The sequence below is a fragment of the Pseudomonas sp. NBB genome, assembly GCF_032701105.1.
GTDB lineage: Bacteria > Pseudomonadota > Gammaproteobacteria > Pseudomonadales > Pseudomonadaceae > Aquipseudomonas > Aquipseudomonas asiatica.
Map to the genome: position 1 here is coordinate 3,508,895 of NZ_CP103994.1, position 14,875 is coordinate 3,523,769.

15 protein-coding genes are annotated in these 14,875 nt (G+C 64.6%); 7 read left to right on the forward strand and 8 right to left on the reverse strand.

Features of this window, described 5'->3' with window-relative positions; genetic code table 11:
• The first annotated feature begins 6 nt into the window (after positions 1-6).
• Positions 7-213 (forward strand): tautomerase family protein, encoded by a 207-nt coding sequence (locus tag NY023_RS16335; protein WP_023663433.1) that lies wholly within the window; start codon positions 7-9, stop codon positions 211-213.
• A 23-nt stretch (positions 214-236) separates the two neighbouring features.
• Here NY023_RS16335 and NY023_RS16340 read toward each other — a convergent pair whose 3' ends face one another.
• Positions 237-1,118, reverse strand: a complete 882-nt coding sequence (locus NY023_RS16340) for a LysR family transcriptional regulator (protein WP_025338802.1) — start codon at positions 1,116-1,118, stop codon at positions 237-239.
• A 108-nt stretch (positions 1,119-1,226) separates the two neighbouring features.
• Here NY023_RS16340 and argC point away from each other — a divergent pair, with 108 nt between their 5' ends.
• Complete coding sequence (argC, locus tag NY023_RS16345; RefSeq protein WP_013973018.1) at positions 1,227-2,168, forward strand: N-acetyl-gamma-glutamyl-phosphate reductase; 942 nt, start codon at positions 1,227-1,229, stop codon at positions 2,166-2,168.
• Positions 2,169-2,247: 79 nt separating this feature from the next.
• Positions 2,248-2,934 (forward strand): GNAT family N-acetyltransferase, encoded by a 687-nt coding sequence (locus tag NY023_RS16350; protein WP_013973019.1) that lies wholly within the window; start codon positions 2,248-2,250, stop codon positions 2,932-2,934.
• Between the two features lie 744 nt (positions 2,935-3,678).
• On the opposite strand, the gene NY023_RS16355 is transcribed toward NY023_RS16350, so the two are convergent.
• The 5 genes from NY023_RS16355 to NY023_RS16375 all read right to left on the reverse strand — a co-directional run bounded on the left by NY023_RS16355 (position 3,679) and on the right by NY023_RS16375 (position 8,168).
• Positions 3,679-4,434 carry an ABC transporter permease gene (locus NY023_RS16355; protein WP_013973020.1) on the reverse strand — a complete coding sequence of 252 codons (756 nt, stop codon included), beginning with the start codon at positions 4,432-4,434 and terminating at the stop codon, positions 3,679-3,681.
• Positions 4,434-5,639 carry an ABC transporter substrate-binding protein gene (locus tag NY023_RS16360; protein ID WP_003259241.1) on the reverse strand — a complete coding sequence of 402 codons (1,206 nt, stop codon included), beginning with the start codon at positions 5,637-5,639 and terminating at the stop codon, positions 4,434-4,436. The genes NY023_RS16355 and NY023_RS16360 overlap by 1 nt, the downstream gene beginning before the upstream one ends.
• Positions 5,626-6,447: an ABC transporter ATP-binding protein gene (locus NY023_RS16365; RefSeq protein ID WP_038409780.1), complete on the reverse strand. Its 822-nt coding sequence runs from the start codon at positions 6,445-6,447 to the stop codon at positions 5,626-5,628. The genes NY023_RS16360 and NY023_RS16365 overlap by 14 nt, the downstream gene beginning before the upstream one ends.
• Positions 6,444-7,508 carry an acyl-CoA dehydrogenase family protein gene (locus NY023_RS16370; RefSeq protein ID WP_013973023.1) on the reverse strand — a complete coding sequence of 355 codons (1,065 nt, stop codon included), beginning with the start codon at positions 7,506-7,508 and terminating at the stop codon, positions 6,444-6,446. Before NY023_RS16370 ends, NY023_RS16365 begins: the two co-directional genes overlap by 4 nt.
• 99 nt (positions 7,509-7,607) lie before the next feature.
• Positions 7,608-8,168: a carboxymuconolactone decarboxylase family protein gene (locus NY023_RS16375; RefSeq protein WP_003259243.1), complete on the reverse strand. Its 561-nt coding sequence runs from the start codon at positions 8,166-8,168 to the stop codon at positions 7,608-7,610.
• 102 nt (positions 8,169-8,270) lie between these two features.
• Between NY023_RS16375 and NY023_RS16380 the strand changes: the two genes are divergently transcribed.
• A complete protein-coding gene (locus NY023_RS16380) occupies positions 8,271-9,182 on the forward strand; it encodes an AraC family transcriptional regulator (protein WP_013973024.1) in 912 nt (303 codons plus the stop codon).
• Positions 9,183-9,289: 107 nt separating this feature from the next.
• Here the strand turns inward: NY023_RS16380 and NY023_RS16385 are convergent, their stop codons facing one another.
• A complete protein-coding gene (locus tag NY023_RS16385) occupies positions 9,290-9,829 on the reverse strand; it encodes an RrF2 family transcriptional regulator (RefSeq protein ID WP_003259245.1) in 540 nt (179 codons plus the stop codon).
• 258 nt (positions 9,830-10,087) lie between these two features.
• On the opposite strand from NY023_RS16385, the gene NY023_RS16390 reads away from it, so the two are divergent.
• Positions 10,088-11,290: an NAD(P)/FAD-dependent oxidoreductase gene (locus tag NY023_RS16390; protein WP_013973025.1), complete on the forward strand. Its 1,203-nt coding sequence runs from the start codon at positions 10,088-10,090 to the stop codon at positions 11,288-11,290.
• Positions 11,291-11,443: 153 nt separating this feature from the next.
• On the opposite strand, the gene NY023_RS16395 is transcribed toward NY023_RS16390, so the two are convergent.
• Positions 11,444-12,850, reverse strand: coding sequence for a purine-cytosine permease family protein (locus tag NY023_RS16395; RefSeq protein WP_013973026.1), 1,407 nt, complete (start codon positions 12,848-12,850; stop codon positions 11,444-11,446).
• Between the two features lie 317 nt (positions 12,851-13,167).
• Here NY023_RS16395 and NY023_RS16400 point away from each other — a divergent pair, with 317 nt between their 5' ends.
• Both NY023_RS16400 and NY023_RS16405 read left to right on the forward strand, forming a co-directional pair.
• Complete coding sequence (locus tag NY023_RS16400; protein WP_003259250.1) at positions 13,168-13,653, forward strand: flavin reductase family protein; 486 nt, start codon at positions 13,168-13,170, stop codon at positions 13,651-13,653.
• 75 nt (positions 13,654-13,728) lie between these two features.
• Positions 13,729-14,769: an LLM class flavin-dependent oxidoreductase gene (locus tag NY023_RS16405; protein ID WP_013973027.1), complete on the forward strand. Its 1,041-nt coding sequence runs from the start codon at positions 13,729-13,731 to the stop codon at positions 14,767-14,769.
• Positions 14,770-14,875: the final 106 nt, after the last annotated feature.

Below are 14,875 nucleotides of genomic sequence, written 5' to 3' on the forward strand. Positions count from 1 at the left end.
GCAACCATGCCTTATGTCCATATTCGCGTGACCAATGAAGGCGTCAGTGCTGAGCACAAGCGCCAACTGATCGAACAGACGACCCGCATGCTGGAGCAGGTGCTGGGCAAGCCGCCGGCCAGTACCTTTGTGGTGATCGAGGAGGTGCCGACCGATAACTGGGGGGTTGGCGGGGAGACAGTGACTGCGGTGCGGGCCCGAGAGCGAGGGTGACCCCAAGGGCCGCCTTGCGGCCCCTACTGGCGCAACCGCTCCAACGCCTGCAACACATACCCCGTGGCCCGCTCCACCTGCCCTTCCCGGCAGGCAATGCCCAGTTGCCGCCACAACCCCGGCCGCAGCGGCCGGCGGGCAATGCGCCGGTCCAGCTCGGCCGACTCCCCCTCCTGCGGCAGCAATGTCGCCCCATACCCGGCCCCGACCAGGCTCTTGATCGCATCGTTGTAGTTCAGCTCGATTCGCGGCTCAGGGTACAACCCCGCTGCCGCGAACCACTCGCCGGTCACCCGCGAAAGCTGGGTGCTGCTGTCGTTGAGAATCAACGCCCGCTGCGCCAGCCAGGCCGGCGTAACCTTGGCCGGTGGCTGCCAGTCGGCCGGCACGTAGGCCAGGATCGGGTCGCGCCGCCAGGGCGTAACCGCAAGCCCCTTACCGGCCACCTGTGGCAAGGCCACCAGGCCGATATCCAGCGTGCCTTCGCGCAGGCGCGCCAACGAGGCCTGGGAGGTCAGCACCTGGACCTGCACATCGATCCCTGGGTGCACCGTACGCAGGTGCTCCAGCGCCTGCGGCAGCAAGTGGGCGATGGCACCGGTGGAGGCGCCCAGGCGCACCCGGCCGGTCAGGCCCTCGACCTGCCGGCGCACTTCATCCAGCGCCAGGTCGGCGTCGGCCAGCAGGCGGCGGGCACGGGCCAGCAGGGTTTCGCCGATGACCGTGGGCCGCACCTGGCCGCGGGTGCGGGTGAGCAACGGTGCGCCAATGCGCGCTTCCAGCTCGGCCACGTGCAGGCTGATGGTGGGCGGTGCCAGGTTGAGCTGGCGGGCGGCTTCGGCAAACGAGCCCAGGTCGGAGATGACCACCAAGGTGCGGAGGCGATCGAGGCTGATTTCGCGCATGGGCCAATCTCGTTCAGAAAAGATGAATATATCGATCATCATATTCAAATTTTCTTTACCAGAGCCACAAGCGAGCATAGGCCATCCCTACCCGACCGGACTTTGACCATGCACACACCTGTTGTCTTCATCGACGGTGACCAAGGCACCACCGGCCTGCAGATCCATGCCCGGCTGCAAGGCCGCAGCGATCTGCGCCTGCTGACCCTGCCCGAAGCCGAACGCAAAGACCCGCAACGCCGCCGCGAAGCGATCAACAGCGCCGACATCGCCCTGCTGTGCCTGCCCGACGATGCCGCCCGCGAGGCCGTGGCGGCGATCCACAACCCGCAAGTGCGGGTGATCGACGCAAGCTCCGCGCACCGCACCAGCCCAGGCTGGGTCTATGGCCTGCCGGAGCTCGACGAGCAGCAAGCCGAGCGCATCGCGCACAGCAAGCGCGTCAGCAACCCCGGCTGCTACCCCACCGGCGCCATCGCCCTGTTGCGCCCACTGGTCAAGGCCGGCCTGCTGCCAGCGGACTACCCGCTGAACATCCACGCCATCTCCGGCTATTCCGGTGGTGGCCGCGCCGCAGTCGAACGGCATGAACAGCCCGCCGCCGGCAAAACCCCGGCCCTGCAACTGTACGGCCTGGAACTGGCGCACAAGCATGTGCCGGAAATCCAGCAGCACGCCGGGCTGTCGGCGCGGCCGATGTTCATGCCCGGTTACGGTGCCTACCGCCAGGGCATCGTGCTGAGCATCCCGCTGCAGTTGCGCCTGCTGCCCGGCCAGGTCAGTGCCGAACAGCTGCAGGCCTGCCTGCAGCAGCACTACCAGGGTGCCCGCCACGTCCAGCTAATGCCCCTGCACCAGCACGGCGCAGCGCCGAACCTCGACCCCGAGGCGTTGAACGACAGCAACGACCTGCGCCTGGCGCTTTACGCCAACCCTGAGCATGGCCAGGTGCTGCTGACCGCAGTGTTCGACAACCTCGGCAAAGGTGCCTCCGGTGCGGCGGTGCAAAACCTCGACCTGATGCTCGGTGCATTGCAGGTACAAGGCTGATCGGCAAAAACGGTTAGACTGTACAGCCCGCGCCCGCATGGCGCGGGCCGTCCATCTACCCGCCGGAGCCCGCCCCCCGATGTTCATCCTGAGCCGCCTCGACAGCGTGCCGCCTGAATCCTTCCAGAACCAGATCCGCGAACTGGTGATCCACCACGTCGGCGAACTGAGCAGTGTCGCCATCAGCGCCGACAACCCGCTGTACCCGCTGTACCAGTACGGCGTTGGCATGGAGGTGCACCAGTACCTGCAAGCACTGGACGGTACCCGCGGCCTGGCCGTGGCGCTGACCCTGGCGCTGGATGCCGAAGAGCCAGACCAATTGCTGGGGTTTGCCCTGTCGCTGCCGGCCGAGGACGATGAACAGGCGTGCGCCCTGGCGTTCCTGGCCGTGCGCGCCAGCCATCGACGCCAAGGCATCGCCCGCGCCCTGCTGGGCGACCTGCAGGCACGCCATGCCTGCGTCGAGCTGAATGCCTTTGCCAGCCAGGTACCGTGGTTCGAGGCGATGGGCATGCAGGTGGTGGCCGCCAATGGGCCGCAGGTACTGATGAGCAGTACCGGGCGGGCTAGCGGCGCGCTGATCGGGCGACTGGATATTGCGCCGATCTACCAGACGGCGGAAGTGATGCAGATCCATACCTACCTGCTCAACCAGCAGGGTGAGGATGCGATGATCGAAGCGGAACAGATGCGGGATGAGCGGCTGGACGAACTGACCGCTCAGGCCCAGGAGTGTGTACGGCAGCGCAAGACCGTGCATTGATCCAAGGACCTGTGGGAGATTGCCCAGCCCTTTGGGCTGCGCTGTCGCACAGATAACTGAATTCGCAAGCGATCCTCGTACCCTGTGGGAGCGGCTTTAGCCGCGAAGAATCCAACGCGGTGCATGGCACCGGCTGCGCCGGTGTTCGCGGCTAAAGCCGCTCCCACAGGGTCCCTGCTAATTCAATGAGTTATGTGCAGTTCTATGAGAGGCCCGGGAGTGTGTACGGCAGCGCAAGACCGTGCATTGACCCAAGGACCTGTGGGAGATTGCCCAGCCCTTTGGGCTGCGCTGTCGCACAGATAACTGAATTCGCAAGCGATCCTCGTACCCTGTGGGAGCGGCTTTAGCCGCGAAGAATCCAACGCGGTGCATGGCACCGGCTGCGCCGGTGTTCGCGGCTAAAGCCGCTCCCACAGGGTCCCTGCTAATTCAATGAGTTATGTGCAGTTCTATGAGAGGCCCAGGAGTGTGTACGGCAGCGCAAGACCGTGCATTGATCCAAGGGCCTGTGGGAGATTGCCCAGCCCTTTGGGCTGCGCTGTCGCACAGATAACTGAATTCGCAAGCGATCCTCGTACCCTGTGGGAGCGGCTTTAGCCGCGAAGAATCCAACGCGGTGCATGGCACCGGCTGCGCCGGTGTTCGCGGCTAAAGCCGCTCCCACAGGGTCCCTGCTAATTCAATGAGTTATGTGCAGTTCTATGAGAGCGGGTTTACCCGCGAAGAAGCCACACTGGCCTGTCAGCCATGCACCCAGCGCCGATGCAGCCCACGCGCCAGGGCATCCAGCACAAACCCCAGCACCCCGATCAGCAGTACCATCGCCATCAGCTCGGAATACGCCAGCCGGTCGCGGGTATCGAGAATGAAGTACCCCAGCCCCGCACTGACCCCGAGCATTTCGCACGGCACCAGCACGATCCACAGGATGCCGATAGCCAGGCGCACGCCGGTCAGCACATGGCCGATCACCCCCGGCACGATCACCTTGCACAAGGTTTCCCGGCGCGTGGCACTCAAACTACGGCTCAACTGCAACCAGCGCGGGTCCAGCTGCCTTACCCCGGCCGACGTGTTCAACAAGATCGGCCACAACGCGGCAAACGCCAGCAGAAAGTAGACAGGCTGGTCCCCCACGCCCATCAGCATTACCACCACCGGCATCCACGACAGCGGCGAGATCATGCGCAGAAACTGGAACGCCGGCGTGGTCGCCGCCTCCAGGTGCCGGTAGCTGCCCACCAGCAAGCCCAGCGGCACGCCGATCAGCAGCGCCAGCAGCAGCCCGATCAGGATACGTTTGAGGCTGACCCAGATATGCCCGTACACCTCGCCCTGCCCCAGCAACTCGACCAGGCTGGCCAGGGTCGCTGCCGGCGAAAAGCGCGCCGACAGGCCATCGGCCTGGCCGAACAGCGCGACACCGGCCCACCACAACAGCAACAAACCCAGCAACCCGGCCAGCCCCAGGCCGGCATGAACGACATGCGTGCGCATCAGACCGCGAACTCCTCGCTACGCTCGAAGTTATCGGCGATGCCGAACACCGACGGCCCGCCAACGGTAGCAATGGCGTTGCGCACGAAGCGGTCGTCGACCAGGTCGCGGGCGGTCTGTGCCGGGTCAAGGCCGGCCAGGAACGCGCTGTCGCCCTCGATCAGGGTGGTTTTCAGGCGCTTGACCAGTTCTTCGGTGTAGCTGGGGAACGGGTAAGGCTGGAAATCGATGCGCTTTTCGTCCCACTGCTGGTGGCGAATGGCGCCACTGGCAATGTAACCGGCACGGTCCTCGGCGGCCGGGGCCAGCACTTTGCCGAGCACCGCAGGTTCATGCGGCGTGTACTTGTTGGGGCCGGCCTTGGACAACAGTGCGGCGGCCTCGGCGCGGTGGTCACGGGTCCAGTGCTGGGCCTTGACGATGGCGTTGACCACCTTCTGCGACCACTCCGGGCGGTTGTTCAGGTCGTGCTCGTGCATGAACACCACGCAGCAGGCGTGGTTGCGCCACACATCGCCGGTAAAGCGCTGCACGCGGCCAACCTTGAGGTTCTCGGCCAGGGCGTTGAAGGGCTCGGCGACGATATAGCCAGCGATGCGTTTGCTGGCCAGCGCCGGCGGCATGTCGGACGGCGGCAATACCAGCAGGTTGACTTCGTTGCCGGCCAGTGGCGCATTGGCCGGCTTCGACACCGGGGTCAGGCCGTTGTCGTCGAGCATCTGTTGCAGCACCACGTTGTGGATCGAGTACCAGAACGGGATGGCCACGGTCTTGCCGCCCAGCTGTTTCATGTCGCTGATGTCCGGGGCCACGGTCAGGCCTGAACCGCCCACGTGGTTCCAGGCCACCACCTTGGCCGGCACCTTGCTGGCGTAGCGGGCCCACACGGTCATCGGCGACAGCAGGTGGATGACGTTGACCTGGCCGGAGATGAACGCCTCGATCACCTGCGCCCAGCTGCGCAGCAGCACCGGGCGCTCGGCCTTGATGCCTTCGGCCTCGAACAGGCCGTTGTTGTGCGCCACCAGCAGTGGCGTGGCGTCGGTGATCGGCAGGTAGCCAATACGCACCGGCGCGTCCGGCTCGGCGGCGGCCCGGGCCTGCAGGCTCGACAGCAACGGCAGTGCTCCGGCGGCCGTGAGCATGGCGCCGAGCTTGAGGAAATCGCGACGCGAAGAAGAGGAACAGCAGTCATCCATGCACATGGACAGCCTCCGAGGGCAATGGGGTTGGGGTAGGTTCGACTGTGCGGCTTGCCCGCCGAAGGGTTTTGAGGATTTCGATGCGCAAGGCGCCCAGTTCCTCGACCCGCTGCGTCCGTGGTTGCGGCAGGTCGATGTGCCACTGGCCGAGGGTGTGCGCTGGGTGGTTGCCCAGTAGCAGGACCCGGTCGGACAGCAGCAGGGCTTCGTCGATATCGTGGGTGATCAGCACCGCCGCCGTATTGTGGGTGGCGATCAGTTGCAGCAGCAGTTGCTGCATGTCGGCCCGGGTCACTTCATCCAGCGCGCCGAACGGCTCGTCGAGCAACAGTACTTCGGGCTGGCGGGCCAGGCAGCGGGCCAGCGCGGTGCGCTGGGCCATGCCGCCGGACAACTGCGCCGGGTACTGGCCACGGGCATGGGCCAGGCCCACGGCGGCAATCGCATGGTCGATGCGTGCGCGCCGTTCGGCGGCGGCAAGTTTTGGCTGGCGGGCGAAGTCCAGGCCGAAGGCGACGTTCTTCTCCAGGTTCAACCAGGGCAACAGGCTCGGGTCCTGGAAGGCCACCGCCAGGCGTGGGTGCGGGCCCTGCAGCGGCTGGCCGTGCAGGGTCACGCTGCCACCGCGGGGCTGCTGCAGGCCGGCCAGTACCCGCAGCAAGCTGGACTTGCCGACCCCGCTGGGGCCGAGGATGGTCACCACTTCGCCGGGGGCCAGCTGCAGGTCGAACTGCGCCAGCACCGCTTGCCAGCCACCCTCGCGCGGGTAGCCCAGGCTGATGTCACGGGCTTCGAGCAACATTTGGCTCATGCCGCGCCCGCCTGGCGTTGCAGTTCGGCGCGCAGTTGCACCAGGCTGGGCGTGACGATCGGCACGAAGGCCGACTCGCGCCAGCGGCGGGCAAAGCCTTCACCGTACTCGCTGAGGTAGGCCTTGCCACCACTGGCCTGCAACTCCAGCTGTACGGCGTCGGCAGCGCTTTCGGCCAAGGTGATGCGCAGCTTGAACAAGGCCGCCGGCTGCTGCTGGAAGCGGCCATCGAGCAGGCCCTGCTTGAGCTCGTTCACGGTGTTTTCCAGGCGTTCGCTGAGCACCTGACGTGCTTCGTCGAGGAATGAGGCACGGCCATGCAGGTGTGCCTGCACTTCCGCCAGCGCCCGCCGCGCCAGGCCAATGGCCATGCCGCACTGCAGCGCCAGGAACGCCGGGCGTACCCGGGGCAGGAACTCACGGGCATTTTCGTGCAGCAACCAGCCACGCTGCAATTGCACCTGGTGGAAGGCCAGTGCTGCGGTGTTGCTTGACTGCAGGCCCATCAGTTGCAGGTCGTCGGAACGCTCCAGGCCCTGTGCGTCGGACGGGATGGCCAGCACGAACGGTGCACCACCGGCTTCGTCTTCGATAGCCGCAGCCACCACGAAGCCGCTTTTGCGCAAGTTGGTCACCCAGTGCAGGCACCCTTCCAGCAGCCAGCCATCGGCTTGCGGGCGGCCACGCACCTGCAGCGCTTCGATGCCGGACAAGAACTTCATGGCGTTGGACAGCCCGGTGGCACCGGCCAGTTCGCCAGTCAGCAGGCGCGGCAGCAGGCGCTCGCGCAGGGGCTGGTTGGGGCTGTGCAACAGGTATTCGATGAAGGCGCGCTGGCCCCAGCAAACGAACGCCGCTGCCAGCGAGCGGCTGGCGATCGCGGCGATGGCCTCGACCGCGTCGGTCACCTGCCCGCCCGTGCCGCCCTGGGCGGGGTCGACACCGACGCGCAGCAGCTGCGACTCGGCGATTTGCGCCAGCACCAGCTGCGGCTCGCACTGGCCCCGGTCAATGGCCTCGGCATTGGCATCCAGCCAGTGTCGAAATGCACAATCTTGCATGGTCTTGCTCCTTTGAAAACGCCGGGGCCGCCTGGCGGCCCATTCGCGGCACAAGGCCGCTCCTGCAACGATCGCGGTACGACCGGTGTCACGCGCGGATCATGCAGAAGGTTGCCAGCGGTACTTGCCGAGCTCGTCATTGAGCGGCGTCTGGGCGAACACATTAGCAAAGTTGCACAGGGTTGCGAGGCTCACGCCCAGAATCACCTCCAGGGCGTTGCCTTCGCTGAAACCGGCTGCGCGGAAGGCCTGGTAAGTGGCCTCGCTGACATTGCCGCGGGTGGCGATCACTTCGCGGGCGAACGCGGCCAGGGTTTCATACCGGGCATCGGGCAGCTCGCCACGGGCACGCAGGGCATCGACCACTTCCTGCGGCAGCTTGGCCTTGTTCAGGGCCACGGCCGTGTGGCCAGCCACGCAGAAGTCGCAGCCATGCTGGGTGGCGGCAATCAGCTGCACCACTTCACGCTCGGCCAGGCTCAGTTCGGCTTTGCCGTTGAGTGCCGAAACGGTCACGTAGGTTTCCAGCGCAGCCGGGGCATTGGCCAGTACGCCCAGCAGGTTGGGGATGAAGCCGGAATTCTTCTGGGCGTTCTCGAGGAACGGACGGGCCGCTTCCGGGGCGCTCTGCAGCGTGTGTAAAGTAATGCGCGAGGACATGGAGTGGTCTCCTTTGATGAGTGTCACTACAGTCTGTTGGTTATAAGAACTACCCTCCATATTCATCAGTCGCCTTTCCTTGCTCTTGAGTCTTTGCATTAGATGATTTCGTCCAGCCACCTTGTCGATTGGTTATTAGAGGGCCTGGAGCTCGATGCCAGCCTGTTCCATGTGGGCCGCTACTGCCGCGGCTGGCACGCCAGCACCGAAGGCATGGGCCGGGCCAGCTTCCACTTGGTGGTGCAAGGGCATTGCTGGCTGCACATCGATGGCCAGCCCGAGGCACTGCGCCTGGAGGCGGGCGATGCGGTGTTCCTGCTGCGCGACCTCGGCTATCGCCTGGCCAGCGACCAGGACCCTGCAAGTGCCTGCGCCCAGCCACGCCAGCAGATGCAGGCCATGGACGTTGATGCGGTCGATGGCGTGGGCCTGGTATGTGGTTTCTTCCACTTCAGGCCGGGGTTGTCGGCGCTGATCGTCGACAGCCTGGCCGACTGGATATTGCTGCGCGCCGATGAACCGGCCGGGCATGCGGCGCGGGCGTTGTTCGAGCTGATCCTGGAGGAGTGCCGGCGCGCCGCCGGGCCTTCCCAGACGTTGCTGGAGCGGCTGACGCACTTGCTGTTCCTGTATGTGCTACGCCAGCAGGTGCATGCCGGGCAATCGCTGGGCGGGCTGGTCGCCCTCGCCCGGCAACCGGCGTTTGCCGGTTTGCTGGAGCAGTTGATCGAGCAACCGGGGCAAGCGTGGACGCTGGAAAGCATGGCCGCCTGTACCGGGTTGTCGCGGTCGGCGTTTTTCAAGCGTTTCAATGAACTGGCCGGACAGTCGCCGGGGCAAGTACTGCTGGCGCTGCGCATGCGCCTTGCAAGCCAGTTGCTGCGGGCGGGGCATACCGTGGAGCAGGTGGGGGCACAGGTGGGGTATCAGTCAGTGGCGGCGTTTACCCGGGCGTTTGCCAAGGCGGTGGGGCTGCAGCCGGGGGCGTATCGGCGGCAGCATGAGGGGCGTTAGCCTGCACTGGCCTCTTCGCGGGTGAACCCGCTCCCACAGGGATATCACAATCTCTGGAACCTGTGGGAGCGGGTTTACCCGCGAAGAGGCCGGTGCAGGCAGCAGATTCAGACCTGACTGACCGGAATATCCCCTGCCCCTTTGCCCTCCCGCCGCTCACCCATCCAGGCATTGACCTTCTGCCCGAACTCGGCCGGCGCCTTGCGCCCGAACCGCCGCGCCAGATCAAGGATGGTCTGCTGCGCCAGGGCCTCTTCCATGCGCTTCTGCGCACCCAGCATCACCGCGTGGATCGCGCAGGTGCCCTCGGTCGCCCAACCCGGCGGCGATCCCTCGAACAGGCTGCAACGCTCGCGAACTTCGCGGCAGTCGAAGATCTTCTTCGGCCCGTCGATGGCATTGACGATATCCAGCACGGTGATTTCATCCGACGGTCGCGCCAGCCGGAAGCCGCCACGCACGCCCTCGGTGGCGGCCACCAGACCGGCACGGGCCAGCTTGGTGAATACCTTGGCCAGGTACTCCTGGGGTACACCCTGCAACTCCGCCAGGTCGCGCACGCTGGACTCGCGCGAATCGCCCCGCTCGTCCACCAGGAACAGCAGGCAATGGATACCGTATTCGACGCCAGCACTGTAGAGCGACATATCTATCTCCGACCAATCTTGTCGCAAATAATACGCCTATAGCATCCGCACCGCAAAGCGCAAAGCTGCCGTCTGTCGGCCTTGTTTATCCCTTAAGCCCAGTAAATACAGCTATTCGAGCCGTGAAATGGTCATGCGGAGTGTCGGCCTGTGAGAAAAAAGACTTGCACGCACTAACTACGATCAATACAGTCGTAGTTATTCGAGAGGCACACAACCCGCCCTCGAAGCCCCTTTCGAACCTTGCGGAGCACCTTCATGAAATCGAACATCCTCATCATCGGTGCCGGCTTTGCCGGTGTATGGAGCGCCCTGAGCGCTGCGCGCCTGCTCGATCAGGCCCAGCGCGCCGACATCAACGTCAGCGTCCTCGCTCCACAGCCTGAACTGCGCATCCGCCCGCGCTTCTACGAGGCCGACGTGCACGGCATGAAGGCCCCGCTGGGCGAGCTGTTCCAAGCGGTGGGCATTCACTTCATCCCGGGCAATGCCGACAGCATCGATACCGAAGGGCGCAGCGTCAGCTACACCAACGCCCAGGGGCACCGGCAACAGATCGCCTACGACCGCCTGATCCTCGCCGCCGGCAGCCAGGTCGCACGCCCGCCAGTGCCTGGCCTGGCCGAACATGCATTCGATGTCGACCAGATGGAATCGGCCATGCGCCTGGAACAGCACCTGGTCGGTCTGGCCGCCCAGCCCGCTTCGCCTGCACGCAACACTGTGGTGGTCTGTGGCGGTGGCTTCACAGGTATTGAAACCGCCACGGAAATGCCTGCCCGCCTGCGTACCATCCTCGGTGCCAGTGCAGCGGTGCGGGTGGTGGTGGTCGACCGCGGTGCGCAAGTTGGTGCGGCGCTGGGCGCCGGTATCACGCCGTCGATCATCGCAGCCTGCGAACAGGCCGGGGTCGAGTGGAAGGCCGGGGCCTCGGTAGTGGCTGTCGATGCCGGTGGCGTTACCCTGGACAACGGCGACCATATCGCCAGCAACACCGTGATCTGGACCGTTGGCGTGAAGGCCAGCCCGTTGACCGCACAGGTTGCCGGCGAGCGTGACCACTTCGGCCGGCTGAAAGTGGACGGCCACCTGAAGGTGCTCGGCCAGGACCATGTGTACGCCACGGGCGACACCGCCTGGGCCGCTGTGGACGAGCTGGGCAACCACGCCCTGATGACCTGCCAGCACGCCATCCCCATGGGCCGCCACTCCGGCAACAACGCCGCGGCCGACCTGCTCGGCCTGCAGCCGGTGGTGTACCGCCAGCCCAAGTACGTCACCTGCCTGGACCTGGGCGAATGGGGCGCGACGTTCAGCGAGGGTTGGGAGCGCGAACTGAAGCTGCACGGCCAGGAAGGCAAAGACCTCAAGCGCCAGATCAACTCGGTGTGGATCTACCCGCCAGCGGCTGATCGCGCCCTGGCACTGGCCGCTGCCGACCCGCTGATCGCGATCGTCTGACCGCAGCGAGGTGCGAGCTGAAACAACCGGGGCCGCGTTGCGGCCCATTCGCAGCGCAAGGCTGCTCCTACATGCAACGCGATTCCTTTGTAGGAGCAGCCTTGCGCTGCGAATGGGCTGCAACGCAGCCCCTGTTACAGCAACGCCAATCTATCAGTCATTCACACTCACAACCCGCCCCGCCTTCTCGGCAGCCTTGCCCCGGGTCGCCAGGCAGTAATACAGCGGCACCGTCACCAGCAAGCCGAACAGCCACGACAGATCAGCCCCTTCGACGATATTGGAATACGGCCCCACATACAGCGACGTGTTGGCAAACGGCAACTGCACCAGGATGCCGCACGCATAGGCAATGATCGCGTGGTGGTTGAAGCGGCCATAGATGCCGCCGTCAGCACTGAAGATCGAGGCGATGTCGTACTGGCCCCTCTTGATCAGGTAGAAGTCGATCAGGTTGATCGACGCCCACGGCACCAGCACCAGCAGCAGTGCCAGGATCAGGCCGATGAACTGGCCGATGAAGTCCGCCGAGGCATTCAGCGCTACCAGGCCGCAAACCACCAGAATCACCGAAGCCAGCACCACCCGCACCTTGATGCTCGGCGTCCACTCGGCGACGAAGGTCTGGATCGCGGTGACGATCGACAGCACCGCGCCATACAGGTTGAGGGCGTTGTGGCTGATGATGTTGAGCAGGAACAGCACCATCAGGATCGGGCCCAGCCAGCCGGTGGCCTGCTTGACCGCATCCATTGCATCGGTGCCTTCCGGCACGCAAAGCACCGCCACCGCACCAAAGCTGAAGCACAGGATGGTGCCCAGGGTAGCGCCGAAGTAGGTGGCCCAGAACGGCTTGGCAATGCCCACTTCACGCGGCAGGTAGCGCGAATAGTCGGAGGTATACGGCGAGAAGCTGATCTGCCAGATGGTGCCCAGCGACACGGTGGCGATGAAGCCCGACAGGTTGAACGCGCCACGGCTGAAGAAGTCGGCCGGCAGTTCCTGGGCGAACATCATGATGAAGCCGGCCAGCAGCGCCGAACCCATCACCCAGGTACCGATGCGGTTGAGGATGTGAATGAAACGGTAGCCGATCACGCCAATGGCGGTGGCACTCAGCGCACCGATCACGATCGCGCCGGGCATCGGCACGCTCGGGGTGATGCCGTGGATGGTCTTGCCCGCCAGGACGATGTTGGAAATGAAGAAGCCGACATAGATCAGCGCGGTGAAGAACACGATCAGCAAGGCGCCGTAGCGGCCGAACTGGCCACGGCTCTGCACCATCTGCGGAATGCCCAGCTGCGGTCCCTGCGCAGAGGCAAGGGCAATGACCACGCCCCCGACCAGATGGCCCAGCACGATGGCGACCAGCCCCCATAACAGGTTCAGATGGAACACCTGGACCACCATGGCGCCGGTGACGATGGGCAGTGGCGCGATGTTGGTACTGAACCAGAGGGTGAACAGGTCGCGCGCCTTCCCGTGGCGCTCGGCAGGTGGAACGTAATCGACCGTGTGATTCTCGACAAACTGGTGTTGCGACGACGGTTGGGACATAGGATTCAGCTCGAAAGGTCGTTTTTATCTTTGTAAGGAAACCGCTTCTAGGCGGCCTCTCAGCTGCGGACCATATTATGGTATTCCAAACTTTTGACAACACTGATCCGTAGGAAAAAACGCCCACTGATCCGCTCGCGCAACCCCTGCGGCAAACCGCCTCACCGCTCAAGCCCACGGTATACGCGGGCTTGAGCCGTTCATCGCGCAACACCCTCGCTTGAAAATTCCGCTTGCAAAATAGGTATTACGGTATACCATCAGACACATCAATGATAAAAACCGCGGACCACCGCAGCCCTATAGAGGTACACCAGATGATCGACGCAACCGTCTACAAGCATGTCCTGGGCTCCTTCCCGTCCGGCGTTACCGTCATCACCACCCTGGACGACGATGGCTCGGTCGTCGGTCTGACCGCCAGCGCCTTTTCCTCCCTGTCGATGGACCCGCCGCTGGTGCTGTTCTGCCCCAACTACACCTCCGACTCCTACCCCGTGCTGATCAGGCAGAAGCGCTTCGCCATTCATCTGTTGTCCGGTGAACAGCAGGCCGAAGCCTATGCGTTCGCCAAGAAGGGCAAGGACAAGGCCAGTGGCATCGAGTGGTCCCTGAGCGAACTGGGCAACCCGATCCTGGCCGGTGCCACCGCAGTCATCGAATGCGAACTGTGGCGCGAATACGAAGGTGGCGACCACGCCATCATGGTCGGCAAGGTGCACAACCTGATCGTCCCTGAAGAGGCGCCACGGCCGATGGTGTACTGCCGCGGCAAGATGGCCAGCCTGCCGGCCTTTGCCTGAAGCCTATTCTGAATCGAGACCGCTGGTGCCAACCCTGCCAGGCGCCAGCCCCTTTCAAGCGTTGAGGAAAGCCCCATGAAATTTTCGTTGTTCGTGCACATGGAACGTTGGGATGAACAGGTCAGCCACCGCCAGCTGTTCGAAGACCTGACCGAACTGACCCTGATGGCCGAGAACGGCGGTTTCAGCACCGTGTGGATCGGCGAACACCACGCCATGGAATACACCATTTCGCCAAGCCCGATGCCGCTGCTGGCCTACCTGGCTGCGCGCACCGACAAGATCCGCCTGGGCGCCGGCACCATCATCGCGCCGTTCTGGAACCCGATCCGCGTGGCGGGCGAATGCGCCCTGCTCGACGTGATCAGCAAGGGCCGCATGGAAGTGGGCCTGGCCCGTGGCGCCTACCAGTTCGAATTCGACCGCATGGCAGGTGGCATGCCGGCCACCGACGGCGGCAAGGCCCTGCGTGAAATGGTGCCGGTGGTGCGCAAGCTGTGGGAAGGCGACTACGCCCATGACGGCGAAGTGTACAAGTTCCCCACCTCCACCAGCGTGCCGAAGCCCTACAACGCCGTACCGCCGATGTGGATCGCCGCCCGCGACCCGGACTCGCACAACTTCGCCGTGGCCAATGGTTGCAACGTCATGGTCACCCCACTGATGAAGGGTGACGAGGAAGTGCTGGACCTGAAGAACAAGTTCCAGGCCGCCCTGGACAACAACCCGGGCGTGCCACGCCCGCAACTGATGGTGCTGCGCCACACCCACGTGCACAGCCCGGCCGAGCCGGAAGGCTGGAAAGTCGGCGCCCAGGCCATCTCGCGCTTCTACCGCACCTTCGATGCCTGGTTCGGCAACAAGACCACCCCGGTCAACGGCTTCCTCGAGCCGAGCCCGGAATCGAAGTTCGCAGAAGTGCCGGCGTTCGAGCTGGAGAACATCCGCAAGAACACCATGATCGGCACGCCGGAAGAGATCATCGCGCGTATCAAGTACTACCAGGAACTCGGCGTCGACGAGTTCAGCTTCTGGTGCGACAACAGCCTGCCCCACGCCGAGAAGAAGAAATCGCTGGAGCTGTTCATCAAGGAAGTGGTGCCGGCGTTCGCCTGATTTCCCATTACCTGAAACATTGCGGGACGCGCCCGCTCCCGTGGGCCCTGTGGCCCGCGGGAGCGGGCTTTTTTTGGGGGATTGATCCGTTGCCTGTACCGGCCTC

Coding starts and splice junctions, on each gene's coding strand:
- NY023_RS16390 (WP_013973025.1), top strand. CDS start 10,088: ATGAAATCGAACATCCTCATCATCGGTGCCGGCTTTGCCGGTGTATGG.
- NY023_RS16360 (WP_003259241.1), bottom strand. CDS start 5,639: ATGTGCATGGATGACTGCTGTTCCTCTTCTTCGCGTCGCGATTTCCTC.
- argC (WP_013973018.1), top strand. CDS start 1,227: ATGCACACACCTGTTGTCTTCATCGACGGTGACCAAGGCACCACCGGC.
- NY023_RS16395 (WP_013973026.1), bottom strand. CDS start 12,850: ATGTCCCAACCGTCGTCGCAACACCAGTTTGTCGAGAATCACACGGTC.
- NY023_RS16405 (WP_013973027.1), top strand. CDS start 13,729: ATGAAATTTTCGTTGTTCGTGCACATGGAACGTTGGGATGAACAGGTC.
- NY023_RS16355 (WP_013973020.1), bottom strand. CDS start 4,434: ATGCGCACGCATGTCGTTCATGCCGGCCTGGGGCTGGCCGGGTTGCTG.
- NY023_RS16350 (WP_013973019.1), top strand. CDS start 2,248: ATGTTCATCCTGAGCCGCCTCGACAGCGTGCCGCCTGAATCCTTCCAG.
- NY023_RS16385 (WP_003259245.1), bottom strand. CDS start 9,829: ATGTCGCTCTACAGTGCTGGCGTCGAATACGGTATCCATTGCCTGCTG.
- NY023_RS16370 (WP_013973023.1), bottom strand. CDS start 7,508: ATGCAAGATTGTGCATTTCGACACTGGCTGGATGCCAATGCCGAGGCC.
- NY023_RS16375 (WP_003259243.1), bottom strand. CDS start 8,168: ATGTCCTCGCGCATTACTTTACACACGCTGCAGAGCGCCCCGGAAGCG.
- NY023_RS16400 (WP_003259250.1), top strand. CDS start 13,168: ATGATCGACGCAACCGTCTACAAGCATGTCCTGGGCTCCTTCCCGTCC.
- NY023_RS16335 (WP_023663433.1), top strand. CDS start 7: ATGCCTTATGTCCATATTCGCGTGACCAATGAAGGCGTCAGTGCTGAG.
- NY023_RS16380 (WP_013973024.1), top strand. CDS start 8,271: ATGATTTCGTCCAGCCACCTTGTCGATTGGTTATTAGAGGGCCTGGAG.
- NY023_RS16365 (WP_038409780.1), bottom strand. CDS start 6,447: ATGAGCCAAATGTTGCTCGAAGCCCGTGACATCAGCCTGGGCTACCCG.
- NY023_RS16340 (WP_025338802.1), bottom strand. CDS start 1,118: ATGCGCGAAATCAGCCTCGATCGCCTCCGCACCTTGGTGGTCATCTCC.